Below are 25,135 nucleotides of genomic sequence, written 5' to 3' on the forward strand. Positions count from 1 at the left end.
GTGCCCGGCGCCGAAGAACTTGCTCTTCGGGTCGCCGCGGCTCCACACGTAGGCGATCAGGTCCAGCACCTCGTCGCGCGACAGCTTGTCCAGCAGCCCCTTCGACATCATCGACGTCGGGGCCTTCTTCTGCTCCGCGATGTCGGCGCGCTTGATCTCCCGCGGCTTGGCGCTCGCCAGCGGGTTCTCGATGACCTTCACCACGCCGTCCTTCTCCTCGACGATCATCCCCACGAGGGCCTTCTCGTCGTTCAGGACGAACCGGTGCGCGGCGTACTTGTCGTCGATCCGCTTGGACGGCTCCAGGATGTGGTCGAGCACGTCCGCCGCGGTCTTGAACACCTTGGGGTCGAGCTTGGCCAGGTCCGGGCCGAACTCGTTCCCCTGGCCGCCGAACTTGTGGCACGCCACGCACGTCGCCACGGTGAACATCTGCCGCCCGTTGGCGAAGTTGCGGCCGCCCTTCATCTCCATCTCCTGCACCGCGTCGGCCAGCTCTTCGAGCTTCCACTCGGTGCGCGGGCGGTTGAACTTCAGGAGGTCGTCCTTCACGGGCAGCGGGTTCTTCGCGAGGTACGCCTCCGGGCTCTCCTGGTACGCCTCCAGGTCCGCGACCACGTACAGCGCGCCGTGCATCCGCCGCCAGTGGCCCGGGTACGTGCAAACGTATGGGTAGATGCCCGGCTCCTTCGGCGCGGCGAACTTCAGTTGCTCGCTCTGCCGGGTCTGGAGCAGCTTGCTCTTCAGCAGCACCACCCCGCTCGGCATGTCGGGCACGTACTGCTTCGCCGCGGCGGCCGGCGTGGTCGCGAACGCCTCGGCCGCTGCCCCCACCTTCTCGAGGTTGCCGGGCGCCACGATCACGAAGTTGTGCGGCATGATGTCCGTGTTCTCGAACACGAACTCCACCGGCTTGCCGGCCGCCACCACGAACCGCTCCTTGTCGTAGCTCATCTGGTCGAACAGCGTGCCCACGCGGATCACGCGGACCCCGATGTCGGCCAACTCCTTGCGCGCCGCCTTGGCCGCGGCAGGGTCGAGCAGGGCCGCGAGGCTCTCGCCGAGCTGCATGAAGTCGAGGGCGGTGGGCGCGGTGCGCTCCGCCACCGGCAGCGAGCGGATGTACTTCAGCACCACGTCGAGCGTGGCCTGCGCCTCGTCCTTCGGCCAGTCGCGCGACTGGATGCGCAACAGGGCCTGCACCGCCGCGGCGCGGTCGCCCTCGTCGCCGAGGAACTTCGCGATCGCCTTGAACGCGTCCGCTTCCTGGCCGCGGACGGTCGCCAGCGCGAACATCGCGGCCCGGCGGATGACCCGGTCCGGCGAGCCGCTGCCCACCTTGAACTCGGCCTTGTCCTTCGGGGCCGGGTTCTTGACCGCCTGGAACACGGTCCGCTTGTCGGCGTCGAGCACACGAACCACGAAGTTGTTGAGCCGCGACCCGAGGTTGCCGTCGGTGCGGTTCCACACCACGACCGTCTCCACCGGCACCTCGCGCCCGAGGTCCACCTCCCACCACGGGTCGTCGGTGCCCTCCTGGGTGTGGGTCGAGGTGCCGTCGTTGTACGCCCCGCTCGTCTTGCCGTCGATCGCGCGGCCCGCGGCCCCGCCGGCCCCGGTGCTGCTCTGGGTCGCCTTACCCTTGAGGGCGGCGTTCGCGCCTTCGGAGAACACTTGTACCTCGGCCAGGGTGAGCGTGCGCTGCTTGCCGGGCAGCTCGATGCGCACGTACCGGCCGTTCACGCTCTTGCCGGCCGCGACCGTCTTCGCGAGTTCCGGCGGCAGCGCGGTGAGCAGCTCCTTGACCTTCGGGTACAGGGCGGCCCGCGCGCCGGGGTCGCGCACCATCGGGGCGGCGTTGATGAAGTCCGTCAGCGCGCCCACCGACTTGGTCGCCGCGGCCCACGCCTGTTCGACGGCGCCGTCGGCGGCGATGAGCGCCACGTGCCCCATCTGCCGGGTGGTCGCGGTGCGGCCCTTCTGGGCGAGGGCGGCCAGTTCGGCGCGGGCCGCGGCCAACTCGGCCTGGGGCCGCGAGGTCAACAGTCGGGCCAGATCGAACGCCACACTTTCTTCCGTGGCGGCGGACTCGTCGTGCTGGGCGATGACGTTGACGAGCACCGCCAGTTCCGGCTTCTGGTCCTGCTTCGCCAGGGCCGCCAGCGCTTCGCGGCGGAACTCGTCGCGCACGCCCGGGCGGAACAGCAGTTCCAGGTACACGGCCGGGGTGCGGTCCATCTTGAGCAGGTCGTCGGTCGCCACGGACTTCAGGAAGTACCGGGCGCCGGCGGCGGTGGTGAACTTGATCGGCCGCTTATCGGCGATCGCCTTCTTCACGATCGGGTCGAGCGCCCGCATCGTCTCCTTCGCGACGTGCTCGACGAACTGGTCCGCCGGCCGGTCCTGCGCGACGAAGACCACCTCGGCGGCCTCCGGCACCGTGTAGAAGCTCGCCGCCCGGACCGCCTCCAGACGCACGCGCGGGTGCGCGTCCCCCGCGAGCTTCTTGAGCAGTTCGAGCGAGTCGGGCACCCGGTCGCGCCAGTAGCACAGCACCCGCACCGCCGCGGCACGGGCGCGGAAGTCGAACGACCCGAGAACGTCCTTCAGCAGCTTCTCGTTCACTACGTTGTGGTACTGGTGCAGCCACAGCACCTCGAGCCGGTCGTGCTCGAACGCTTCCAGGTTCTGCGGCTTCGGGTCCGGGGCGGCGATCCATTTCAGCGCGGCGGCAAGCACCTCGTCACTCTTGCGCGCCCCGAGTTCGATCTTGGCGCGGGCGCGGACGCGGTCCTCCGGGTGCGCCAGAAGCTTCACGAGTTCTTCGGTCTTCTCGCCGCTGATTTTGGGCGCCTGCGAGGGCTGGCGGCCGTCGTAGGTGACCTTGTAGATGCGGCCCTTGGTGCGGTCGCGGCTCGGGTCCCGCAGGTTGTGCTGCATGTGCCCGATGATCGGGTTCTGCCAGTCGATGAAGTACAGCGCGCCGTCCGGCCCGGTCTTCGCGTCCACCGGGCGGAAGTTCGGGTCGCTGCTGCTGAGGATCGGCTCCTGCTCCTGGCCCGTGATGCTCCCGCCCAGGTCCGAGAGGCGGTACCGCAGGATGCCCTGGAACCCGATGCAGTTGGTGACGATCAGGTTCCCCTCCCAGTCCGCCGGGAAGTGCTGGCTGGAGAGGATCTCGATGCCGCCGCACGGCCGGGTCCGCTGCTGGTACACCTGCGGGGTGCGGCCGTGCTTCTGCGGGTACGGCAGGTGGCCGCTGAACAGGGCGGCGTGGTACGGGTTCGCGCCGGTGCCGTCGACGACGATGTCCTGGCCCCACTTGTCGAACACGTGCCCGTGCGGGTTGGCGAACCCGTAGGTCACGTACACGTCGAACTTCTGGGTGCGCGGCTCGTACCGGAACACCGCCCCGTTGGCGACCCGCTTCACCGGCCCGTAGGGGTCTTCGACCTGCGAGTGGTGGAACGTCCCTTCCTGGAAGTAGACCGCGCCGCCCGGGTCGAGGGCGAAGCTGTTGGAGGTGTGGTGCGTGTCCGCGGTGTCGAGGCCGTGGAGGACGCGCTCGCGCACGTCGGCCTTGTCGTCGCCGTTGGTGTCCTTGAGGAACACCAGCTCCGGCGCCTGGGCGACGAGCACCCCGCCGTTGTAGAACTCGAACCCGGTCGGGTTCTGGAGCCCGCCGGCGAACTCGGTCATCTTGTCGGCCTTGCCGTCGCCGTCGGTGTCCTCGAAAATCAGGAGCTTGTCGTTGTACGGCTCGCCCGGCTTCCAGTGCGGGTAGCTGGGCCACACCGCCACCCACAGCCGGCCCTTCGCGTCCCACGCCATCTGCACCGGCTTCGCCAGCTCCGGCCACTTCTCTTCGCTGGCGAACAGTTGGACCTTCAGCCCCTTGCCGATGGTCATCTTCTGGATGGCCTCTTCACCCGAGAGGAAGAGGTGCGTGCCGTTCGGGCCGGCGCCGGGCTTGTTGGTCGTGACCGGCACCTCTTTGGGCAGGTTGCTGTCGTCGGGCTTCGCCTCCTGACCCTTCGCCGCGGCCCAGATCACCTTGTCGCGGTTGGCGGTCATCACGTCGAGCCGTTCCAGCTCCTTCTGCACCACCTCGTAGTTGCTCTGCCCGCCGACGAACTTGAGCCACGCCCGGCCGCCGTAAGTGGAGTAGCCGTCGGTGACGCGGTACCGCTGGTACCAGTGGAACGCCTTATCCTGTACCGCGGGCCGGAGCTTGGCCATGAGGGCTTCGTCCGGCGGCGCGTACTTCTTCACGTCCGGAACCAGGGCGGCGTCGATGGCCTCCCCGAGCTTCCGGTTGCCGTCCTCGTTCAGGTGGACGCCGTTGATCGTCAGCGGCTTCTGAGCCCCTGCGTAGGCCGCCTTCAGCGGCGCGAACAGGTCAACGAAGTGAGCCCCGTTCGCCTTCGCCACTTCGGAAATGGCGCCGGTGTACAGTTCCAGGTTCTTGTTGATCGCGACGACCGCTTCGCCCGTCGGCAGGTTCGGCGACTTGTGGTCCTCGAACGCGATCGGCGAGAACAGCACCAGCCGCGGGGCCGACTTGCCGTTGTATTTCTGGGCCAGCGTGTGCTTGACGAACGCTTCGAGGTCGCCCTTGAACTTCGGCAAGCCGGCCTCGCCGGCCCACGACTCGTTGTAGCCGAAGAAGGCGAAGATCACGTCGGCGTTGGTGCCGGCCTTCTCGAACCGGTTCGGGTTCACGACGCTCTTGTCCGCGACCAGGTTCGGTTTCGGCACCGGGGCCTTGGCGGCGAGCCACTGGTCCGGGGTGCCGAAGTCCTCGCTCCGCAGCCGCAGCCCCGGCTCGTCGCCGGAGTAGCCCAGGTTGCGGACCGTGAGGTCGAGGTCCGGGTTGCGGGCGTACAGGAACGTTTCGACCCAGCCGTCGTGCTGCATCCGGTCGGCGAGGGTGTTGCCGATGATGCAGACGTGGTCGCCCTTTTCGAGCTTGAATGGCCCGGGGGCCGCGGCGGTCGTGGCGGTCGGTGCGGCCTCGGCGGGCACCGCGGTGCCCGCCGGGCGTTTGAGCGCGAGCAGCACCGCCGCCGACCCCAGCACGAGGCCGACGGCGAGGAGAGTGCGGCCGACTGGCATAGAGCGCCTCCGAAAAGCGGCGTTGAGGAGCGATTTCAGGTAGGAGAGATTTGTTGTACCAGACGCGGCGGGCGGGGGAAACGGGAACTGACGCGCGACCGTCTTCACGGCCGCGCGCACCGGGCCCTCGGAGACGAGACGCGTTAGCGGAAGCTGTCGGGGTTCAGCGCCGCACGGCGGCGCTGATACGCGGCGTGCGCCTGGGTGTACGCTTCGGCCTTCTGGGCCGTCTGGATGCCGGCCCAGATGCCGAACGCGGCGAACACAGCCCCGAACAGCGGGAAGACGATGCGGATGACGAGCGGCGGCCCGAAGTTCGATTCAAAGTCCATTATCGAGAAGGCGAGGATCGTCCATAAAGCCCCGAACACACCGGTGAACGACGCGGTCACGAGCCCGTCGCCGGCGGTCGGAACGTGGCGCGATCCGTCCTTGCCAGTTGTCATGTACTGTTCACGTTCTTGCTCCCACTCGCGGTCAATGCGCTCGAGTTCGTTCTGGTAGCGGACCGCCGCGAGGTGCTCGCCGAGTTTCTCGTCCGCCGCGCCCGATTCGGGCACCGGCGTCAGTTGCGCCAGAATTGCGGCCTTCGCCTGGGCGAATTCGGACTCCGTCAGGGTGCCGTTCCAGCGCAGCCCTTCGAGCTTCTTCAACTCGTCCGCGATGCTCACGTCGATCCCCCTTCACCTGGAATGAGGAGGCAAGCCAGCAGTTCGCGCTCGAACACGGCCCAGTCCAATCCGGCGGCGAACACCTCGATCCGGCTGTCGCGCCGGTACGCCGTGGGGTTCACGCTGAGCGCGCTCCCCGCCCGGTTCACGGCCGCCCACTCGTCCGGCAGGTGAAAGACGCCCTTCAGGCGCGTGACCTCACGGGTATTCGCCAGAAGGGCGAGCAGCTTGGCCTCGTCGAACACGATTTGCGGGTCGAACACCCACCCGCACGCCGGCCCGCCGGCTGAAAGGTAACGTCTGACGCCGGAACCTCGCCCCCCGTCCTCTGTGGAGGGGGAGAAAGGCGACCCACCCCCCGGCCCCCTCCCTGAAGGGAAGGGGAGAGAAGCCGCTTCTCCAGCGGCTTGCGAGTCTGGTGCGCTTAGCGGACCAGACGAACTCCCCCTCCCTTCAGGGAGGGGGGCGGGGGGTAGGTTGCCTTTCTCTCCCCCTCCCTTCCTAGGAGCGGGGGCCGGGAACCGAGGTTGCGGGAACAGCGGCAGGCGTTCGTCGTTCGCGCTGAGGTCGAGCCACGCCGGATCGAGGCGCCCCTGCGTCGTGCCCGCGATGAGGAGCTTGGGCGGGAACAGCCCGTTCGCCCAGCTCTGGAAGTCCGAGACGAGTTCGGGCGCGGCGGCGTCGAGCTTGTTCATCACCAGCACGTCCGCCATCTGGATCTGGTCCACGAAGACCGGGTTGTCGCGCATCTCCGGCTTCGCGAAGTCGTGCGGGTCGACGATGCCGATCGTGGCCCGCACGTCGAGCCGCCCGTGGTAGCTCATGCGGAGCGAGTCGAGGAGGCGGGCCGGGTGCCCGAGCCCCGTGGTCTCGATGATGAGCCGTTCGGGCCGGGCCTCGAGCAGCAAGAAGTGGATCGCCACCGGCAGGAACGGCGCGCTGGCGCAGCACACGCACCCGCCGCCCACCTCGCGCACCGTCACGCCCTCGGGGGCGCTCCCCTCGATCAGGGCGTCGTCGATAGAGACGGCGCCGTACTCGTTCACCAGCACGGCCCACCGCGAGCCCTTCTCCTTGCGCTGAAGGAGGTCGATCACGGCGGTGGTCTTACCGACCCCGAGGAAGCCGGTAATCAGGTTGGTCGGGACGGCGTGCATCGGCTCTTTCGTGCGGTAATGCGGCGCGGCTGGCACCGTTACTATACCGCGCGCGGCCGGGTTCAATCGCGGCGCAGCCCCGCCTTCTCGGCGGGCTTTACGGGGGCCGTGAAGTACCTCTTCGCCTCCGCCAAGGTCTTGAACTCGGTCATTTGCACGACATCGGACACCGGCGTCCAGACGCGCTTGCCGGCCGCCGCTTTTGCGATCTCTTCGTCACCGTAGTCGGGCACCGTGCCGACGATGAACGGGCGGCCCGCGAGGTGGACGATGGTGGGCTTTTCGTACAGCGCGTACCCCGAATCGCTTTTCGAGTCCTTCGGTTTCGTGACGATGTAGAGGACAATGTCGCCGAAGGAGTGCTCTTTCTCCGTGCCCTTGACGGGCGGTTGCCCGCCGGCCCGGCCGAAAAGGAGAACGACGGACGCGGCGGCGACCGCGAGCAGACACATCGAACCGTATCGCATCCGTAATCTCCGCGTCGAAGGTGCCCGAACCGTGTTGATCGCGTGACAATCCGCGCGACGACACGGGGCCACATGAGAGGCCCCGTGTCGTCCGGGATAGTGATACTATTCAGTCGATGCGACGGGTGCAAGAACGAACACGCGCGGGGTGCGTAATGCCAACAACGGTCCCGTCACTCCTTACCGAGCGCGAGACAGGTGGTGTCGCACTCGCCTCATGAGGGTCGGCTACAGAACACAGGCGGGGAACGCTTCGCGCGTCCCAATTTCTGCGACTTAGTGCCCGGTGCCACTCCAGCACGTTGAACCGTTGCGCTTGACCGGGACCACAGGAACCTGGCCGAGGGGTCGAGAAGAAGCGGGTCCGCCCGCGGAAACTATGCCGCCGCACGGCCCCGTGCTACCATCACCTGCAGACGCACCCTCAACAGGAGTTTTAAGTTTCCAGCCCAGGTCCGTAGCGCGGTGCGTCCTGGCACCGGCCGGCTTCATGCGGAATCCCTTCCGGGCTTGGGGGCTGAAGCCTGAAACTACTTTCAAGCGAAGGAGCTTCGCCTATGTTCCGACTTGCCGCCGGCGCCGCTCTGCTGGCCGGTATGCTGCTCTCCGCGGCGCCCGTTGCGGGGCGCGCCGACAAGCCCTCAAGGGTCGAGATCGCGAAACGTGGGAAGGCGGCGACCGCGTTCGTCGACGTGCCCGGCCGGGGCACGGGGACCGCGTTCTGTATCCACCCGTCGGGGCTGTTCGTCACCAACGAGCACGTGGTTCGCGGGGTCGCGGGTGAGGTGACGTTAGTACTCAACCCGTCGCTCGATACGCAGCGAGTCCTTCAAGCGAAGGTGGTGCGCGCGGACAAGGGCACCGACCTGGCTTTGCTCCGCGTGGTCGGGGCGAAGGACCTGCCGGCCCTGACGCTCGGCTCCGCCGAGGCGCTCGCAGAGCTTGCGGACGTGGTCGCGTGTGGGTTCCCGCTCGGCAGGGCCCTCGCGACCGACCGTAAGGAGTACCCCGCGATCAGTGTGAACGCCGGAAGCGTAACGGCACTGCGGCACAAGGACCGCGAGTTGCAGTTCGTTCAGATTGACGTCGCGGTCACCTTCGGCAACTCCGGCGGCCCGGTGCTGGACGACAACGGCAAGGTCGTCGGCGTGGTGGTGGGCGGGATAGGGGGCAAGAGCATCAACCTGGCGGTCCCGGTGAACCAGCTCGAACGGTTCCTGAAGGCGCCGGACATCACGTTCGTACCGCCTGCGGTGACCCCTGCGGATCTGGGCCGGCCGGTCGAGTTCAAGGCCAGGGTCACGGCACTCGTTCCGGGGGCGCCGGAGCCGGACCTGAAGCTGCTCCTGCGGACCGGCGACGAGAAACCGCGCGAGTTCCCGATGAAAGCTGCGAACGGCACCTGGGCCGTGACTGCCGCTCCGCAGGCCAAAATGCCCGCCGCGCGGGTCGAGGTTTCGGCCCGGTTCGGCAACGGGAACCGTGGCGTCACCGGCACCACCGACGACGCGGTGCTGAAGGTCGGCGGCCGGGTCCTGCGGTTCAGCAGCGTCCAGCGACTCGATGCGGGCCAGACCAAGTCGAAGGCGCTGCTGGCTGACGGCACCACTGTTGAAGGAGCGGCGACCGGGCTCGGGCTGGTCGAACTGGATGTGGAGGGGCAGAAGTTCAAGGTCGATCTGGCGAAGGCCGCGCAACTGACGTTTGAGAAGCTGGAGCCCGCCCCCGTCGTTGCGACGGTCGTTGCCACAGCCAACGGCAAGGAGATAGCGCGGGTCGAGAGCCAACTAACCGGGCCGGCGGTTGAACGGCCCGCAACGGCTAACGGCGGTGCCGCGCCCGGCGGTGCCGCGCCCGGTGGTGTAACCGCGAGCGCCCCGCTCGCGGTTGCACCGGCGGATCCCAATACGGTCTCCATCACCCCGCCGGCGCTAGACGGCGACAAGGTCGTTAAGCGGCTCCCAGAAGTGTTCACAGATGTGGCCGTCGGTGGCGGTGGGCGCTACCTGATTTTTCAACTGCCGAAGCTCAAGAAGTTGGCCGTGTTCGATGTCAGCGCGGCCCGCGTCACTAGGTACCTCCCGCTCGCGGAAGAGGACATCACCTACACCGCGGGGCTGGATTGCGTCGTGATCGGGCTGAAGCGGGCCGGGAAACTGGAGCGGTGGAGCCTTACTACGTTCGAACTGGAGAAGTCCGGGCCGCCGCCGTTCAAGGAGGACCTCAAGACCCTTTTCATGGGGTGCGGGTCGAACGGCCCGCTGGTCGCGAACGGCTACTTCCTCGACCTCGCTACTTTCAGGCAGATGCCATTTGTCAACAGTGATAAGAGCGACCGCATCTGGGATCCGGACGCGCGGGTGTTCGCGTCCGGGGACGGTACCGTCTTCGGCTCGTGGAACACGCATTACTCGCCGAGCACCACCACCACGTTCGTGATCGAAGGCAGGGTGGTGAAGCGGTACACCGAGGGCGACATGATGCACTCGATCCCGGGTCCGGACGGCAAAACCGTGTTCACCGGCAAGGGCATCGCATCGCGCACGCTCAAACGGGGCGACCCCGACGACACGAGCTACGGCTACTGCCTCCCGGCGGTGCGCGGCGACTACTTCCTGTCGCTCACCACGGCCGCGGGCGGCAAAGGCGGCGGGTTCACGGCGTACCTGCGCGGCATCAAGCAACCGCTCGCGAGGCTCGACCGGGCCGAGCACGGGCTCTCGTTCGACGGCTGGGACCGCGAAACGTTCGGCCCGTGGAAGCGGGTGTTCTTCGTGCCCGACGCGAAGGTGATTGCGGTACTGCCGGCGAGCAACGATCAGGTGCTGCTGCACAAGTTCGACGCCGACGCCGCGCTCGAGAAGTCCGGGCTGAACTACCTGCTAGTCGCCTCCCAACCGCCGCCCGAGGTGAAGGCCGGCGCGCCGTACAGCTACCCGGTCAAGGTCCGGGCGAAGAGTACCAAAATCACGTACCAGCTCGACAGCGGGCCGAAGGGCATGGCGGTGTCCGCGGACGGGCTGGTGACGTGGGCGGTGCCGGCCGACGCGCTCGGCAGCCACGAGGTGATCCTGTCCGTCCGGGACGAGACCGGACAGGAAGTGTTCCACACGTTTACGGTGCGGGTCGGCAAGTGAGGCTGTGGGAACGAGCACGGTGGCGGAACTGCTTTCGGTTCCGCCACCAGCGGGCCTTGATTCCCTCTCGCGTCTGCGCTACTTCCCGTACACCTTCTTCCACTGCTCCTTTTCCTTCTCGCGGTCGAGGAACGGCACCCCCTTTTCCATCCACTGCGGGGCCGCCTGCGCCTTCAGGTGGTGCTCGAAGAACTGGAACATCCGCATCGCGAAGTCGCGGGCCGCCGACTTCTTCGCGAGGTTGTGCGGCTCCCCGTTGTAGTTCAGCAGGTACACCTCTTTCCCGAGCCGCCGCAGCGCCAGGTAGTACTCGATCCCCTGGTACCACGGCACCGCGTCGTCCTGGTCGTTGTGGATCATCAGGAGCGGGGTCTCGACCCGGTCCGCCATGAACACCGGCGAGTTCTCGATGTACTTCATCGGGGCCTCCCACAACGTCGCGCCGATGCGGCTCTGGGTCTTCTCGTACTGGAACTGCCGCGGCAGCCCGGTGCCCCACCGGATGCCGTCGTACGCGCTCACCATGTTGGCCACCGGCGCGCCCGCCACCGCCGCCTTAAAGCGGTTCGTCTGGGTCACCATGTACGCGATCTGGTACCCGCCCCACGACTGGCCGTTGATGCCGATCGCCTTCTCGTTCACGTAGCCTTTGTCGGCGACCGCCTGGATCGCGGGCAGGACGCACTTGATCGCGCTCTGCCCCGGCGCGCCGATCTTGTACGCGATGTCGGGCATGAGCACGAGGTAGCCGTTGCTGGCGTAGAACGTCGGGTTGATGACCTGCCCGCGCACCACGTTGGGCGCCCGGAACGTGTGCAGGTTCTCCGAAAGGCGCTCGTAGATGTACACCACCATCGGGTACTTCTTGGACGGGTCGAAGTTCTCCGGCTTCACCAGGATGCCCTGGAGCGGCGCGCCGTCGGTGCTGGTGTACTTGATCTGTTCGGCGCGGCCCCAGTTGTAGTCCCTCACCTGCGGGTTGATGTCGGTGACCCGCTTCAGCTCGTTGAAGTCCGGCGCGGTGACGTAGTAGTCCGGGTACTGCGAGAACGTTTGCACCGTGAGCAGGTACACGTCGGCGTTTTTGGCCTTCGTCGGCGCGCCGTAGTTGCGCGCCCCCATGATGAGCATCTGCGGGGCCTGCCCCGGCTCGAGGCGGAAGAACCCGCTGTCGCGGGTGCTCAGGTTCTCGGCCCCCAGCAGGTGCGGTGTGCTCAGGTCGGTGGTCCGCTCGATGGGGCTACGGTCGTCCGGGCTGCGCGGCTTCAGGACGGTGAAGCGGATGCCCTGGGTGCGGCCGATCTGCGTGAGATTTTCGGCGCTGGAACCGTCCGCGGCGAGCTTCCAGATGTCGTACCGGTCGCTCACCAGCACGAACTTGCCGTCCGGGGTCCACTGCACCCCGCCGTAGGCCGGGGGCGTGCCGGGCGAGTCGTACTCCTCGTCGAAGAACTTCACCTTCAGTTTCGCGGTGAGGTTCACCCTCTTCCCGTCGGGCACGGACACGGTGCTCCAGTCCTTGCCGTCGAACGAGAGCAGGTGCTTGCCGTCCGGGGCCAGCGAGAAGTTCGCGGTGCTCGCGAGCGCGAGGGGCCGGGTCTCGCCGCTGCGGACGTTGACCAGCGTGTAATCGCTCGGGACCGGCGAGGCGTAGCCGGTCATGTGCCGGTACTTGCGGTCGTCGGTGCCGACGGCCCAGTCGCCCACCGCGGGCATGGGCACGGTGACGTTCTCGTCCGACAGGTGCCGGAACTGCTTCGAGTCGAGCAGCACGACCGCGCCGAAGGTGCGCGCCCGGTCGGCCCCCGCCCGGAGCTTCTGCATCGGCTGGATGTTCGCGTCCTTCCAGTGCCAGATGTCGAGCTGGATGTCGTCCGGACCCGCGGGCGCGGCCGGTTGCGGCGGGCGCGGCGGCGCGGCCGAGAGGTACAGCTTCGTGCCGTCGTTCGAGAAGGAGAGCGCCCCGCCGGACAGCGTCCAGCCCTTGCGGATGCCGGGGCTATCGGAGTTGAGGACCTCGTTCAGCGCGACCGGCGCAACCGGGTTGCTGGTCACGCCGACGGTCGTGACGGCCCCGAGCCCGCCGACGGTCCCGAGCGGGACGCGGGTGAGCGGTTGCGGTTCGGTCTTGGCGTGGCGGTCCCACACGAACACGCGGTAGTGCGGCGGCGGGGGCGGGCTGGCCGCGGGCGCCCCGGCCGGGCCGCCCTTGGGGCGCGGCGGCGGGGCCAGGTTCGGCGGCGCCACCTGGCTGTCGTCGTACAGGAACGCCAGCTTCGTCTGCTTCTCGTCCCACGTCAGGTTCGTGTACCGCCCGGGTCCGGACTTGAGCGGCGTGCCGCCGGTGCCGAACTTCGGGTTCAGCGTGTACACGCCGTTCTTCTCCTCGGCCTTCGAGGAAACGGTGTACACCAGGGTGAGGTCGTCGTTCGAGAGGCTGTACTCGGTCACGTCCGCGATGGTGCGGGTGGCCCCGCTGGACAGGTCGCGGATGAAGAGGTCGGAGCCGAACGTTTTGGCCGGGCCGGCGGGCGCGCCCTCGCCCTTCGGCGAGAACCCGCCCCGCCCCTTGCCTTTGGCGGGTGGCTGAGGCGGCGCGGCCGGTTGTTTGGCGTCGTCCTTGTCTTTCGCGCCCTCGGCCGCGGTCGGCTTGCGGTAAATCAGGAACCCGAAGTCGGCGCCGCCGACCTGGAACGCCCCGACGCCGGAGATGCGCTCCTGCTCCTTACCGGTGGCGAGGTTCACGATCGCGAGGCTCGCTTTCGGGTACTCGTCGAGCTTCAGCTTATCGGCTTTCGCCTTATCGACTTGCGCCTTTGTCGGGGTGAGCGGCAGGAGCACCTGTTTGCCGTTCGGTGTGAACCGCGGGGCGGTCCCGAGGGCCGCGACGCCGCTCGCACCGCCCCGCGCGAACCGGTGCTCGGTGCCGGTCGCGATTTCTCGCACGACCGCTTCGCCGTCCGCGCCTTCTGCCCCGACGAGGTACGTGAGGTACTTCCCGTCGGGAGACAGCGAAACGCCGCTCGCGCTCCGCCAGATGTCGTATTCGGCGTAGGTCAGCACCTTTTTGGTGGTCGGCTGGGCGGACAGTTGCCCGGCGGCGGCGAGCAACAGCCCGACCAGTACCGCCGCGGCCGGCCCGCGTGGGCACGCAAATGGGACGCGCATCGGAATAAACACCTCGGCGTGTGTGTCAAGGAGGTGAAATCAGGTGTAACCGGGAGAGGTGCGCCAAAGCCAGCAGTTTTTCCGGCTTCGCCTCCTCGCCCAATTTCCGGCGCCGGTTCAACCCGTACCGACCGCTTCCCGGGTCGCGGGCGTTCGTATTATGGAGGGAGGACGCGAAGCGACCTGCCCTCGCCCGCTCCCGCGCTCATGGGAGCGGGGAAGTCCCTCGGAGCCGCGGCGCGGACCGGACGCACCGGTACTGTGCCCGAACTCTCCCTCCCTGGAAGGAGGGGCCGGGTGGGGTCTTGAGGAAATTATGACCGACCCGGCGACCATCGAGAAGCTGCGCCCGAAGCTCGACCCGTTCTACAGAACGGTGGAGAGCGTGCTCATCGGCCAGCGCAAACTGGTGGACGCGCTGCTCATCGGGCTGCTCACCGACGGCCACGTGCTGCTCGAGGGCGTCCCGGGGCTCGCCAAGACGCTCGCGGTGCGGACCGTGGCGGGCGCGCTGGACCTGAAGTTCAGCCGCATCCAGTTCACGCCCGACCTGCTCCCCGCGGACGTGATCGGCACCCAGATCTACAACCCGCGCACGGGCGAGTTCACCGTCAAGCAGGGGCCGGTGTTCGCGAACGTGGTGCTGGCCGACGAGATCAACCGCGCCCCCGCGAAGGTGCAGAGCGCGCTGCTCGAGGCGATGGCCGAGCGGCAGGTCACCATCGGCGAGAGCACGCTGCGGGTGCCGCGGCCGTTCTTCGTGCTCGCGACCCAGAACCCCATCGAGCAGGAGGGCACGTACCCGCTGCCCGAGGCCCAGGTGGACCGGTTCATGCTGAAGGTGGTCATCGACTACCCGAGCCGGGCCGACGAACTGGCGGTTCTGGACCGGATGGGCGGGCTGGGCGCCAGCGCCGAAGTCGCCCCGGCCCTCGCCGCGACGGACCTGGAGGAGTTGCGGCAGGCGGCGGACTCGGTATACGTCGATCCGAAGGTGAAGGGGTACCTGATCGACGTGATCCGCGCGACCCGCAAGCCGGCGGATTACGGCCTCGACATGGCCGGGCTCATCCAGCTCGGGGCCAGCACGCGGGCCGCGATTTCGCTGCTCCGGGCGGCAAAGGCGCACGCGTTCCTGGTGGGCCGCGGGTACGTCACCCCCGAGGACGTGAAGGTGGTCACGCCGGACGTGCTGCGGCACCGGCTGGTGATCTCGTTCGAGGCGGAGGCCGAAGACCTGCGGCCCGAAGCGCTCGTGAAGCAGGTGCTGGACCGGTTGCCGGTGCCGTAGCCGGCGCGACGCCCCGGCTGGGCACCCCGGCCGAGCGGGGGCGGGTTCGGTGTTGCCCGCGCCCACACGGGCGCGGGAGAAGTGCGCCTTCAGGGAACGCTAATGAAGCAGGTGCTGTTCGAGATCGCCGGCATCCCGATGTACGGGTTCGGGGCGATGCTGTTCGTGTGCTTCGTCACGGTCACCATCTGGGGATCGCGGCGGGCCAAGCGCACCGCCGACATGCCGCCCGAGCGGTTCCAGGACATGGTGATCTGGCTGTTCGTGGCCGGCATCCTGGGGGCGCGCACGCTATACATGATCCAGTACGCGCACCACTTCCCGGACCACAGCGCGCTGGGGCTCGCGAAGGCGTTCTTCAAGATCTGGGAGGGCGGGATCATTTTCTACGGCTCCGCGCTGGGCGGGGTCATCGGGTACGCGCTCTTCTACCAGTTCGTGCTCCGCAAGCTGCACGTGTCCGGGTGGCGGCTCGCGGACGCGGTCGCGCCGCTGCTGGCGCTGGGGCTGGCGGTGGGGCGCATCGGGTGCTACCTGAACGGGTGCTGCTGGGGCCAGGTGGCGTGCGAGGAGTGCCGCCCGGTGCCGCTCGGCGCCGCCCACTTCCCGCTGCTGCCGGCCCACGCCCGCCAGCTCCTCGTCCGCGAGCAGTTGCTCCAAACCACCACCGGGTTCACGCTCGCGCCGCGCACCCACGGGCTGAACGACGACCCGCGGGCGGTCGTGGCGAAGGTGGAAGCCGGCTCGGCGGCCGACAAGGCGGGGGTGAAGCCCGGCGACCGCGTCACCGGCGTGAACGACGAGCCGAACTACATCGTGCTCGACCTGAGCGGCGACGACGACAAGGTGCGGGCGTATGCGGAGGCGCTGCGCGACAAGGGCGGCCAGCTCGCCACCACCCCGGACGGCAAGCCGCGGGTGCGGTTCTCGGAGTACGACACCTACGTGAGCGCCCGGCGCCTCGTGCCCGAGCCGGCGGACGTGACCCCGTTCACCCGCGACAACCTCGAACTCCTCGTGGGCGAGTGGCCCCGCGGGAAGTCGGAACTCACCCTCACCGTGGACCGGGGGGCCGAGCGGCAAACGCTGCCGACGTTCGTGCCGGCGACGATCGGGCTGTACCCGACGCAGCTCTACGAGACGGTGAGCATGGTGCTGCTCATCCTCCTGCTGCTCGCGTACTACCCGTACCGGCGGCACGACGGGCAACTGATGGTGCTGCTGATGCTGGGCTACGCGGTCCACCGGTTCATCAACGAGTCGCTGCGGATCGAGCCGAACGTCGGCAGGGGGCTGACGCTCTCGCAGTGGGGCAGCGTGGTGATCGGCAGCGCTGCCGTCCTGATCGAGGTCTACCTGCGGCTCACGATGCCGTCGCCGCCGGAGCCGCTGACCCTGGTGAACGCGCCGGACCGCGCGTGACCGGTTTGCCGTCCCGCTTACCGAGAAGCGACCGTATGGCGAAAGTGCCTTTCCGAACCGCCCTGTTCGTGTGCGCCGACGGCGCGCGGGCCGGGGCCGCGGTCGCGGCCTTCGACACGGCGGCGGGCCGCCTCGGGATGCCGTGGCGCGGGGCCGCGACCGCGCCCCCCGCCCTCACCGGCGTCGAGGTGGTCGTGCCGCTCGACGGCACCGTTCCCGACGGCTGGACGGGCCGCGTCGAGAAGTGGAACGGCGCGCTCGCGCCGGACGCCGCGGCGGCGGGCCTGATCGCGCGCCTCCTGGGCGGAACCGACGAGGAGCCGAAGCCGAAACCCGCCCCCCCGCCGCCACCGAAGAAGGTTCACACGGTGAAGCTGGGCCGCGAGACGGCCGGCCGGAAGGGGAAGGGCGTGACGGTGGTGTCCGAACTGCCGCTGACCGAGGACGCGCTCAAGGAACTGGCGACGAAGCTGAAGAACGCGTGCGGCACCGGCGGCACCGCGAAGGACGGGCGCATCGAGATCCAGGGCGACCACCGCGACAAGCTGCAACAGGAGCTGGAAAAGCTCGGGTACAAGGTGAAACGCGCCGGCGGCTGAGAGGCGCAAGAATACAGAAGAGTAATGGCCGCAAAAAAGCACAAAAAGCACAAAAGTAAGCAGAGAGCTAAGAGAGAAGAGTGAATTAAATCACTGCTATCCTGGCTTTGTCTTTGATTTCCTTTTGTGCTTTTTGTGCTTTTTTGCGGCCATTACTCTTCTGTCTTGGTCTTCGGCTTTCTTTTGCGGCCCTTACTCCTCTACCTTTTGCGGCTATAGCTCTTCATTCTTCCTTCGTGGCCAACTCGAACAGGTGCCGGGCGGCGCGGCCGCTGATCTCGCCGTGCTTCAGCAGTTCCGCCACAATCAGCTCCACCGCCTTCCAGTTCCCGTCGTTCGCGAGCATGTACTCGACCTTGTCGAGCATCCGCTGCTCGTACCGCTCCACCTGCCGGTCCGACTTCCGCTCCAGGGCGAGCCGGCGCACGAACCGTAGGTCCTGGGTGGCCGCGTCCATCTCGTAGGTGCCCGTGCGGCGGGCCTCCGCGGCCAGCCCGCCGAGCGCGATGAGGATCTCGCGCTCCACCCAGTCGTCGGTGGGCTTGGCCGCGCCTTTCGTGAAGCGCACCTCGCCCAGCCGCTCGCGGTTGGGGAGCACGGTCACCTTGTGGATGGTGCGGCCCAGCGCCAGCGCGATCACCGCGTGCCCCGCCTCGTGGTAGGCGGTCACTTCGTCGTGCGTCGGTTCCATGAGCACCACTTTATCCCGGCGCGCCGGGCAACGGAAGTTCGGCCCCGGGGCACCCGCCCATTGACGCGCCGGCCGCGGTCGCGAGAATTGGCGTGCCGCCCGTGCGGTCCCCGCCCCCAATCCCTCCCAGGTGCAGTTCATGTTACGCTCGTTCCTCGCCGGCCTGCTCGCCGCGGGCCTCGCCGTTGCCGCCGGCTCTCCGGACGCGGCGGCCCAGGACAAGAAAGACCCGCCCAAAAAGAAGGCTCGCATCGCGATCAACGAGCCGAAAGAGGCGGTGAAAGATCCCGACTTCGCCGTCCAGGGCGAGTACGAGGGGACGGTACCCAACGGCGGCGGCGTGGGCGTCCAGGTGATCGCAAAAGGCGACGGGGCGTTTGCTGTCAAAATGTTTGTGGGCGGGCTGCCCGGAGCGGGTTGGGACGGCAAGTCCGTTCTCGCCGGCACCGCCGAAACGAAGAACGGTAAGACGGTCGCGACCCTGAAAACCGGTGACAAGACGGTGACGGCCGTCATCGGCGAAGGCACGTTCGCCGTTGACGGAAGCGGGAGCAGTGGCGTTCTCAAGAAGGTGGAGCGCAAGTCGAAGACGCTGGGCGAGAAGGCGCCGGCCGGGGCCGTCGTTCTGTTCGGCGGCGAGGGGGACGAGAAGAACTGGAACGGCGGGAAGCTGGTCACGCTCTCCGACGGCAAGTTCCTCGACGTGGGCGTAACGAGCAAGCAGAAGTTCGGCGCGTTCAAGGCGCACGTCGAGTTCCGGCTACCGTGGATGCCGAACAGCACCGGCCAGGGCCGCGGGAACAGCGGCGTGTACTTCCAGAACCGGTACGAGTGCCAGGTGCTCGACAGCTTCGGGCTCGCGGGCGAGAACAACGAGTGCGGCGGCATCTACACGCAGCACAGGCCGCTGGTGAACATGTGCCTGCCGCCGCTGGTGTGGCAGACCTACGACATCGAGTTCACCCCGGCGGCGTTCGGGGCCGACGGGAAGAAGACCAAGAACGGCCGCGCCACCGTGTACCACAACGGCGTGAAAATCCACGACAACATCGAGTTCCCGAAGGAGTGCCCGGGCGGCCAGAAGGAAACGGCCGAGCCGGGGCCGTTCCAGTTCCAGAACCACGGCGACCCGGTCGTGTTCCGCAACGTGTGGGTGGTTGAGGTGAAGTGACCGCCGCGGGCGGAGGGCAAGACAGGGCGGCGCCGGTTCGTTTGCGGCGCCCCCCTTCGCGAGCACCGAAGGCGACCGACATCGAGGGGGCGGGTCAGTGCCCGGCGCCGACGACGGCCGCCTTGCCGTCCTTGATGCGGACGAGAAGCGTGATCGTATTCCCGTCAACCGAAATCACGCCGACAAATGCCTCCTTGCCCGCGAGTTCTTCCAACTGCTTCCGCTGCTTCTCGTCCTTGATTTTCTCTTTCACCTCGGCGAACGGGTGGAGCGCGTCCAACTCGGTCGGCACCTTGTCGGCGTCCACCTGTTCAAGCCGCTCCTTGACCCACTTCTTGAGTTCGGCGGCGTCCTTGAGGAGAGACACGTCGTCGCCCTCCTTGTGTGCGAACGGCACGGCCGAGACCTTTAGCACCGCGTCGGCGTCCTTGGCCTTGACGGCCTTCAGGAACGCGATTGCGGTCTCCTTGGCCTTGTCTTCGTTCTTGTCGGCGGCGAACACCGGCGCGGCGAGCGCGAGCGTCAGAGCGGCGGCGAACATGCGCATGGCGGACCTTTCCAGCGGAGAAGTGGCAGCGCACCGGCACAGTACCGGAACGCGAGCGGCGCGTCCAACAATTCGTCGGCCGCGGCTGGCGATTTTAAGGACTGCCACAGGTGTACCGTAAAGGACCGGTGCGCACAGGTCGTCGCCAACGGGCGTCACGCCGCATCCGATGGCTTCGAGTGCGCTGTGCGGCGGCGAACCTTCGGAACCGTGTCCGCCCGCTCGCGGGCCGGCGGCGGTCCGCCCGGAACGGCTGTACGCGCCCAGACTCGATGAACGCCACACCCCGTGTGGTTGTCATCCGGCGCGCAGGCAGGGACCGCCGAAGGTGCGGAAAATGATCTCCGCCACCGGCGGTGGTACGTAGCACTCGCTCGATAAAACCTGGAGCACATCGGCACCGGTGGCCGGGCGCCCGCGCGCGGCCGACAGCATCCGAAGGCACCGGCACGGCGGCGGGGACGCGGGGAACGATTGGAGCAGAACGAGGCTCCAGAGGGCGGCCACGTTGGCCGCGGCCCGCGGGCCGGTGAACTCGGCCGTGTGTACGAACTCGTCGGCCAGCGTGCGAACTTGGTCGCGCAGGTGCGTGAGAGGCATGGGCTTGCCCCGTACGGAGAGTAAGAGTGAGAGCGTGAAACTGCGAGTTGCTGTACTGTAAACCCGATTCTTCCCCGCGACAAGCTCGCCCGATAAAAATTACCCCCACACCGAACTTAATAACGTGTATGTGAATAAACTTAACATCTTGTAGTGTCACAAGTACGCGGCACAGCGGAAACATTTCAAGAATGGCAAATCCGGACGATGGCTCCCGATAATGCCGGGAAATGCCTGTTGTAGTGTCACAAGTACGCGGCACAGCGGAAACATTTCAAGAATGGCAAATCCGGACGATGGCTCCCGATAATGCCGGGAAATGCCTGACGCACACGTCCCTTCTCACGCCATGACCAGGGCGTGTTGCGCCGCCGCGTCGCGGCTCGCCCTCCGCCCCAAGCCTCTGCAATTCGAACGCAGGAGTTGCCCGTGAAATGGTTCCAGAATCTCGGCACCGCGACCAAACTCATTAGCGGGTTTGCGGCCCTGGCGCTGATGATGGCCGTACTGAGCGCCACCGCGACATCCGCGATGAAGGACATGGCGGGCAACACCGAAGTGCTGTACGAGAAGCACCTCAAGGGGCTGCACGCCGCGGACGAACTGAGCACGACCGTCGCGCTGGCCGGCCGCGGGGTGCGCATGACCTTACTCGCCAAGCGCCCCGAAGACCGCCGCGAGAGGGCCGCCCAAACCCGCCAGTACCTGCGCGACGCCCAAGCCCAGATGGGTCAGATGGACCAGTACTTCATAACTCCCGAGGCCAAGCAGAAACTGGCCGACACCCGCACGCATCTGCCGGAGTGGGCCTCCCGCCTCGGCCAGGCGAACGATCTGGCCGAGGCGGGCAAGGACGAGGAAGCCCTCGCGGTCCTGGAATCCAGTGTGAGCGGAGCAGGCAAACTGGTAGCCGGTATGAGCGCGCTGCGCGACACCAAGTTCAAGGTGAGCCAGCAGTCGTATGAGGAAAACGTGGAAACGTACCGCTCGGCACGCCAGACGATGATGGCGCTGACCGTCGGCGGCGTCGCGGGCGGGGTGCTGCTGGGCTACGTGATCGCGCGCATGATCACCCAACCGCTTAACCGCTGCGTCGAGGTGCTGGAATGCACCGCCAAGGGGGACCTGTCCCAGCGGGCCGAGATCCACACCCACGACGAGCTGGGGCGCCTGGCCGCCGCGCTGAACACGGCCACCGAATCGATTCGGGCGGCCAAGGAGGCCGAGCGCGTGCAGGCCGCGCGGGAGAAAGAGCGAGCCGACCGGGAGGCCGCGGCCGAGCGGGAGCGGCACGAGCGGGAGGCCGCGGCGGTGCGCGCCCGGTCCGAGCAGGAGGCGGCTGCGGCGGCCGAGTTGCAGCGCAAGGTCGAAGCGATCCAGGCGGGGGTGGACGCACTGGCGGCGGGTGACTTCACGGTGACCATTCCGGACCTGGGGACCGACAACGTGGGCCAGATGGCCCGCTCCTTGAACCAAGCGGTAGTGAGCGTGCGGACCGCGATGGAGGGGGTACGGGAGGTGTCCGTGCAATTGGCCGACGCGAGCGGCCAGTTGTCCAGCGCCAGCGAGGAGATCTCGTCCGGGGCTCAGGAGCAGGCCAGCAGCCTGGAAGAGACGGCCAGCTCGTTGCAGGAGATCACGGCGACGGTGAAGCAGAGTGCGGACAACGCCCAGCAGGCGCGGCAGTTGGCGAGCGGTTCCAAGGAGGTGGCCGAGCGGGGCGGCGCCGTGGTGAGCGGTGCCGTCGAGGCGATGAGCGAGATCAACGCGTCGAGCAAGAAGATCGCGGACATCATCACGACGATCGACGAGATCGCGTTCCAGACCAACCTGCTGGCGCTGAACGCGGCGGTGGAGGCGGCGCGGGCGGGTGAGCAGGGGCGGGGGTTCGCGGTGGTAGCGACGGAGGTGCGGAACCTGGCCCAGCGGAGTGCCACGGCGGCGAAGGAGATCAAGGGTCTGATCCAGGACTCGGTGAAGAAGGTGGACGCGGGCACGGAGCTGGTGAACAAGTCGGGTGACACGCTGGCCGAGATCGTCACCAGCGTGAAGCGGGTGACGGACATCGTGACCGAGATGGCGGCGGCCAGTAAGGAGCAGTCGAGTGGCATCGAGCAGGTGAACAAGGCGGTCTCGCAGATGGACAGCGTGACCCAGCGGAACGCGAGCCAGACCGAGGAGATGAGCGCCACCGCTCAGTCCCTCACGGATCAGGCGGGCCAGCTCCGGGACTTGGTGAGCCGGTTCAAGCTGAGTCACGGCGGGTCGGCCCCGGCATCTCGTCCGGCGAAGCGGCCGGCGGGGCCGAAGCCGCGGCCGGCGGTGTCCAAGGCGCTCAAGCGTAGCAGCAACGGGAACGGGCACGGAGGGGGACACGAGCTGGACGCGATGGGCGACGGGTTCAGCGACTTCTAACACTGCGGTCATGCGGCGCCCGATGGACCGGGCGCCGCAACGCTCTGAGCAAACCTCTCCCCTTTCAACCGGCTCCGGCGCCTCCGTTCCGAGTACGGACGGTCGGGGGAGCCGGATAATAGATGGAAAATCCGCACGATCATCTTACGATATACATGTCGGGGGAAGTCCGACACTCCCTGCGTCCAACAATCGCGAGCCACGCTTCGTTCCTCCTCCGCCACCGGTCGAGCGACCGCGTATTACGAAACGAGTGACGCATGAAATGGTTCCTGGACCGCTCGGTCGCGACCAAACTTCTGCTCAGCTTTGCCGCGGTCTGCGCGGCCGTAGTGGCGAGCGGCGCCCTGGGATCGAACGGGCTCTCCCAGTCCCGCGAGCGCATGGGGATTTTGTACGCCGACTACACCGTGGCCGGGACCGACCTGGCCAAATCGTCCGTCAACCTGTCCCGCTACCGGAACGGAGTGGCGCGGGCCGCGACCGCGAAGGACCGGCACACGGCCGAGCGGCTCGTTGACGAGCAGACCCCGCACCGCAAGCAGATCACCGACGGGCTGAGCGCGTACGCCGCGACCGTGTTGCGCACCTCGCGGAGCGGCCGGGACGAGCGCACGGACCTGGACAAGGTGCGGGCCGCGATGGACGCCTACTTCGCCGCCGCGGACCGCACGGTGGGGGCGATCCGCGACTACTGGGCGGCCGGCGACAAGGACCGCGCGCGCCGGGCCGAGGCGGTCGCGGCGGCGGTGGCCGACGGGGACCAGAAGTTCGACGCCGCGACCGCCAGCATGGACGAGCTTGTGAAGACCGTGGCCGAGGTGGCCAAGGACATCAACGAGGACGGCAACGCGGTCGTAGACGAGGTCCAGTCGGCGCTCCGGGCCTGCACCCTGGCCGCCGCCGCGTTGAGCATCGTGATTGGGCTGGGCGTGGGGCGCGTGATCGCCCGCCCCCTCGCCGACTGCGTCACGGTACTCGAGGCGGCGAGCCGGGGAGACCTGTCGCGGTACGCCGCCGCCGACACCCGGGATGAGGTCGGGCGCCTGGCCGCCGCGCTCAACACGACCATCGCCGCCCTGCGCGCCGCCAAGGAGGCGGACCAGGCGCGCGCCGAGGCCGAGGCCCGCCGCCTCCAGCGCGAGGCCGCGGCCGAGCGGGAGCGATTGGAGCGCGAGCAGACCGCGGCGGCCGCGCATTTGGAGCGCGAGCGGGCCGCGGCAACCGAGTTGCAACAGAAGGTGAAGGCCATCCAGGCGACTATTCAGGCGCTGGCGGCGGGTGACTTCACGGCCTCGGTGCCGGACCTGGGGTCCGACGACATGGGTCAGATGGCGCGGTCCCTGAACGAGGCGGTGGTGAGCGTGCGGACGGCGATGGAGGGGGTGCGGGAGGTATCCGTGCAGTTGGCCGACGCGAGCAGCCAGTTGTCCAGTGCCAGCGAGGAGATCTCGTCGGGTGCGCAGGAGCAGGCGTCGAGCCTGGAGGAGACGGCCAGCTCGTTGCAGGAGATCACGGCCACGGTCAAGCAGAGTGCGGACAACGCCCAGCAGGCCCGGCAGTTGGCGAGCGGGTCCAAGGAGGTGGCCGAGCGGGGCGGCGCCGTGGTGAGCGGCGCCGTCGAGGCGATGGGCGAGATCAACGGGGCATCCAAGAAGATCGCGGAGATCATCACGACGATCGACGAGATCGCGTTCCAGACAAACCTCTTGGCTCTCAACGCCGCCGTTGAAGCGGCCCGGGCGGGGGAGCAAGGGCGGGGGTTCGCGGTGGTGGCGACGGAGGTGCGGAACCTGGCCCAGCGCAGTGCCACCGCGGCCAAGGAGATCAAGGGTCTGATCCAGGACAGCGTGAAGAAGGTCGAGGCCGGCACGGAACTGGTGAACAAGTCGGGCGACACGCTGGCCGAGATCGTGACCAGCGTGAAGCGGGTGACAGACATCGTGACCGAGATGGCGGCGGCCAGTAAGGAACAGTCCACCGGCATCGATCAGGTGAATAAGGCGGTGAGCCAGATGGACGGCGTGACCCAGCGGAACGCGAGCCAGACCGAGGAGATGAGCGCCACCGCCCAGGCGCTGACGGATCAGGCGGGCCAGCTCCGCGACCTCGTGAGCCGGTTCAAGCTGGGTGCCGGTCACAACCCGCCCCGTTCCGCTCGGACGGGGCGAAAGGCGACCTCACCCAAACCCCGGCCGGCTGTTTCTAAGGCCTTCAACAGCCAGAGCCGTAGCGGCGGTGGCAGCGGGAGCGAGTTGGATTCGCTCGGGGGTGACGGGTTCAGTGATTTCTGATCCGTGACGGACGAACGGAACACGAACCGAAGACGGCCCCGGGGGCGAGCCCGGGGCCACGTGTGTTTTGATGAGCCGGCTGGCTTGCGCCTTGTGCCCGGCCGGTCGGGCGGAGGCCGGCGCCGCCCCGCGCGATGGCGGAGGCGCACCGGCTGGCGCGGTCGCGGGAGACATCCGCAGGGCACTCACGCCTAATCCCATGACAGCGGCCGGCGACTCGATCTGGTACTCCGGCCTGCGCCCCTGGCACCGGGCGTGGGCTAGATGCAATATTAAGTCTGTTAGGGGGAGAGAGTCTGTCGGGGAAATTACTGAATTATCATCTTCGGCTGCCAAACGCTTCGGCCCGTTCCCCGCCCGTGGCCCGGACGCGGCCTGTGGTGAGCGGCG

General features: G+C 67.9%; 15 protein-coding genes. 7 read left to right on the plus strand and 8 right to left on the minus strand.

The window, feature by feature from the left end; genetic code table 11:
• From R5W23_RS20700 to R5W23_RS20715, 4 genes are all read right to left on the minus strand, one after another.
• Nucleotides 1-5,115, minus strand: a 5,115-nt coding sequence (locus tag R5W23_RS20700; RefSeq protein ID WP_320687928.1) for a PVC-type heme-binding CxxCH protein, incomplete at its 3' end; no start/stop codon positions are given.
• Between the two features lie 143 nt (nucleotides 5,116-5,258).
• Nucleotides 5,259-5,786, minus strand: a complete 528-nt coding sequence (locus R5W23_RS20705) for an SHOCT domain-containing protein (RefSeq protein ID WP_261185706.1) — start codon at nucleotides 5,784-5,786, stop codon at nucleotides 5,259-5,261.
• Nucleotides 5,783-6,943 (minus strand): CobW family GTP-binding protein, encoded by a 1,161-nt coding sequence (locus tag R5W23_RS20710; protein WP_320687929.1) that lies wholly within the window; start codon nucleotides 6,941-6,943, stop codon nucleotides 5,783-5,785. Before R5W23_RS20710 ends, R5W23_RS20705 begins: the two co-directional genes overlap by 4 nt.
• 62 nt (nucleotides 6,944-7,005) lie before the next feature.
• Complete coding sequence (locus tag R5W23_RS20715; protein WP_320687930.1) at nucleotides 7,006-7,410, minus strand: hypothetical protein; 405 nt, start codon at nucleotides 7,408-7,410, stop codon at nucleotides 7,006-7,008.
• 557 nt (nucleotides 7,411-7,967) lie between these two features.
• On the opposite strand from R5W23_RS20715, the gene R5W23_RS20720 reads away from it, so the two are divergent.
• Nucleotides 7,968-10,547, plus strand: coding sequence for a S1C family serine protease (locus R5W23_RS20720; RefSeq protein WP_320687931.1), 2,580 nt, complete (start codon nucleotides 7,968-7,970; stop codon nucleotides 10,545-10,547).
• A gap of 78 nt (nucleotides 10,548-10,625) precedes the next feature.
• Here the strand turns inward: R5W23_RS20720 and R5W23_RS20725 are convergent, their stop codons facing one another.
• A complete protein-coding gene (locus R5W23_RS20725; RefSeq protein ID WP_320687932.1) occupies nucleotides 10,626-13,715 on the minus strand; it encodes an alpha/beta hydrolase family protein in 3,090 nt (1,029 codons plus the stop codon).
• Between the two features lie 316 nt (nucleotides 13,716-14,031).
• Between R5W23_RS20725 and R5W23_RS20730 the strand changes: the two genes are divergently transcribed.
• The 3 genes from R5W23_RS20730 (at nucleotide 14,032) to R5W23_RS20740 (ending at nucleotide 17,027) form a co-directional block, all read left to right on the plus strand.
• A complete protein-coding gene (locus tag R5W23_RS20730; RefSeq protein WP_320687933.1) occupies nucleotides 14,032-15,006 on the plus strand; it encodes an AAA family ATPase in 975 nt (324 codons plus the stop codon).
• A 102-nt stretch (nucleotides 15,007-15,108) separates the two neighbouring features.
• Nucleotides 15,109-16,428: a prolipoprotein diacylglyceryl transferase family protein gene (locus tag R5W23_RS20735; RefSeq protein WP_320687934.1), complete on the plus strand. Its 1,320-nt coding sequence runs from the start codon at nucleotides 15,109-15,111 to the stop codon at nucleotides 16,426-16,428.
• A gap of 35 nt (nucleotides 16,429-16,463) precedes the next feature.
• Nucleotides 16,464-17,027 carry a translation initiation factor gene (locus R5W23_RS20740; RefSeq protein WP_261185713.1) on the plus strand — a complete coding sequence of 188 codons (564 nt, stop codon included), beginning with the start codon at nucleotides 16,464-16,466 and terminating at the stop codon, nucleotides 17,025-17,027.
• 223 nt (nucleotides 17,028-17,250) lie between these two features.
• Here the strand turns inward: R5W23_RS20740 and R5W23_RS20745 are convergent, their stop codons facing one another.
• Nucleotides 17,251-17,718 carry a hypothetical protein gene (locus R5W23_RS20745; protein WP_320687935.1) on the minus strand — a complete coding sequence of 156 codons (468 nt, stop codon included), beginning with the start codon at nucleotides 17,716-17,718 and terminating at the stop codon, nucleotides 17,251-17,253.
• A 139-nt stretch (nucleotides 17,719-17,857) separates the two neighbouring features.
• Between R5W23_RS20745 and R5W23_RS20750 the strand changes: the two genes are divergently transcribed.
• A complete protein-coding gene (locus tag R5W23_RS20750; RefSeq protein WP_320687936.1) occupies nucleotides 17,858-18,889 on the plus strand; it encodes a 3-keto-disaccharide hydrolase in 1,032 nt (343 codons plus the stop codon).
• Between the two features lie 94 nt (nucleotides 18,890-18,983).
• On the opposite strand, the gene R5W23_RS20755 is transcribed toward R5W23_RS20750, so the two are convergent.
• Together R5W23_RS20755 and R5W23_RS20760 are read right to left on the minus strand one after the other, a co-directional pair.
• Entirely contained in the window at nucleotides 18,984-19,436 is a 453-nt protein-coding gene (locus R5W23_RS20755) for a hypothetical protein (RefSeq protein ID WP_320687937.1), read from the minus strand.
• 297 nt (nucleotides 19,437-19,733) lie between these two features.
• Complete coding sequence (locus R5W23_RS20760; RefSeq protein ID WP_261185718.1) at nucleotides 19,734-20,036, minus strand: hypothetical protein; 303 nt, start codon at nucleotides 20,034-20,036, stop codon at nucleotides 19,734-19,736.
• Between the two features lie 429 nt (nucleotides 20,037-20,465).
• Between R5W23_RS20760 and R5W23_RS20765 the strand changes: the two genes are divergently transcribed.
• Nucleotides 20,466-22,451: a methyl-accepting chemotaxis protein gene (locus R5W23_RS20765; RefSeq protein ID WP_320687938.1), complete on the plus strand. Its 1,986-nt coding sequence runs from the start codon at nucleotides 20,466-20,468 to the stop codon at nucleotides 22,449-22,451.
• A 260-nt stretch (nucleotides 22,452-22,711) separates the two neighbouring features.
• Nucleotides 22,712-24,745 carry a methyl-accepting chemotaxis protein gene (locus R5W23_RS20770; RefSeq protein WP_320687939.1) on the plus strand — a complete coding sequence of 678 codons (2,034 nt, stop codon included), beginning with the start codon at nucleotides 22,712-22,714 and terminating at the stop codon, nucleotides 24,743-24,745.
• Nucleotides 24,746-25,135: the final 390 nt, after the last annotated feature.

Origin of the sequence: Gemmata algarum, assembly GCF_034097035.1 — a bacterium.
Classification (GTDB): Bacteria; Planctomycetota; Planctomycetia; order Gemmatales; family Gemmataceae; genus Gemmata; species Gemmata algarum.